Here is a 1,751-nt window from a genome sequence, read left to right as displayed (position 1 = left end):
TGGCATTAAATGTGCCCGCTTGAGGGTTGCCCAAGCTTTACTTTCAATAGTACTTAATTGGTTAATTTCCGTTATCCAAACTTCGTGACCAAGTTCTTGAGCAGCTTCCATCAGTGCAACGGTACTAGTTGTAATTCATTTTTTTAGTCAAAGAGACATCTCCTGTAAATTATTTTTATTACCCTGAATTATTCTAAACATTCTTTTTTAAAATTGGCATTACTGATTTTTAATACCCATTAGTTAAAAGTAGAAAAACTAATCTCTTAAAAATTCAAGATTTTAGCGATTTAGTGAGGGGGTAACTAAATCATTATTCAGATTGATAATATTTAATTTTCTGAAAAATTTTATTACCAGTGAAATTGACTCATAATAAACCTAGTTGACCCATTTCTGCTGATAATTTTTCAGTTACTTCAGTTGGAGGGTCGCATAGTGGAGGGCGAGTAGAGCCTACTTTCCACTCTAGCAGATTCAGAGCTGCTTTTACCGGAATGGGGTTAGTTGTTGCAAATAAAGCTTTGAATAAGCTGAATAGTTTTAGGTGAATTTCTGTAGCAACTTGTACCTTACCTGTTTCAAACGCTACTATCATCTCTTGTAGCTGTTTTCCTACTAAATGACTAGCTACACTGACAACGCCACTTCCACCAATAGCCATAAGTGGTAGTGTGAGGGAATCATCCCCAGAATAAATCTTAAACTCTGGTGCAGTCAAGTGCCTAATCTGACTTACTTGATCTATGTTACCACTGGCTTCTTTAATCGCAACAATATTAGGAATTTCGGCCAGTTTGGCTACAGTTTCAGGAATCAGATTTTGACCAGTACGCCCTGGTATATTGTATACCATTATTGGCAATTCTGGGGTGGCTTGAGCGATCGCCTTAAAATGTTCATAAAGTCCTGACTGTGGTGGCTTATTATAATATGGTACCACCTGTAATGAACCATCTAAGCCTAATTTAGCAGCTTTTTCGGTAGCTGCGATCGCTTCTATTGTGGAGTTTGACCCAGTACCAGCTATTACTTTAGCTTTTCCTGCTACTGCTTTTTGAACTACTTGAAATAGTTTATATTCTTCTTCCCATGTTAAACTTGGAGATTCTCCTGTTGTTCCACATATTACTAATGAATCTGTCCCATTTTCTGTCAACCATATAGATAGTTTTTCTACTTCTTCATAGTTAACACTACCGTCTGAATTAAACGGCGTAATCATTGCAGTTATAACTTTACCGAAATCTACCACACTCTTTGCACTCCTTATGGTTTTTTTATAGCTTTGTTAGGTCTTATTCTTTTTTTTGGGCTATCTTACTAGACCTAATTTTTTTTCAGATTAACATCGCTTTCGCTTTACAGTCTCTCTGCAAAATTTTTTTATTTTTGTATGACTGAACTATTGTTAATAACCCATTTCATTACATTGTAGAAATAGGAACTAACTTTACCGAATAATTAAGGTTTAAAGCCTCTGCTTTAAAGGAGAAACAAGAAAAAATTTTCCTTTGAGTCAATCCTCTTCTTTTCAAGGAGAGATAATTGTTAATTATTAATTGTTGAATACTCTTTTTTTTTCTTTTGTTTTTTGCACCCTGAGTCTAAACTGTTGCTGCTTCTACCCTCAAGCAATATTTTTCCACCAATAACTCAGCTATTTGTACCGCATTCAAGGCAGCTCCTTTTCGGATCTGGTCTCCACTTAACCATAATTCTAATCCACAAGGATGAGAAATATCTTGACG

At 35.5% G+C, this 1,751-nt stretch carries 1 protein-coding gene and 2 pseudogenes; all 3 read right to left on the bottom strand.

What is annotated here, in order from left to right; translation table 11 throughout:
• Positions 1 to 114, bottom strand: a pseudogene (locus F6K13_RS31685) (glutathione synthase); the annotation flags it as partial.
• 256 nt (positions 115 to 370) lie between these two features.
• Positions 371 to 1,255: a 4-hydroxy-tetrahydrodipicolinate synthase gene (dapA, locus tag F6K13_RS31680; protein WP_124145368.1), complete on the bottom strand. Its 885-nt coding sequence runs from the start codon at positions 1,253 to 1,255 to the stop codon at positions 371 to 373.
• Between the two features lie 352 nt (positions 1,256 to 1,607).
• Positions 1,608 to 1,751: pseudogene (locus tag F6K13_RS31675) on the bottom strand (aspartate-semialdehyde dehydrogenase); the annotation flags it as partial.

Source organism: Okeania sp. SIO2B9 (assembly GCF_010672505.1).
Lineage (GTDB): Bacteria > Cyanobacteriota > Cyanobacteriia > Cyanobacteriales > Microcoleaceae > Okeania > Okeania hirsuta.
Note: the sequence above shows the minus strand (reverse complement) of the source record. Positions and strands in the feature narration are given on the sequence as shown.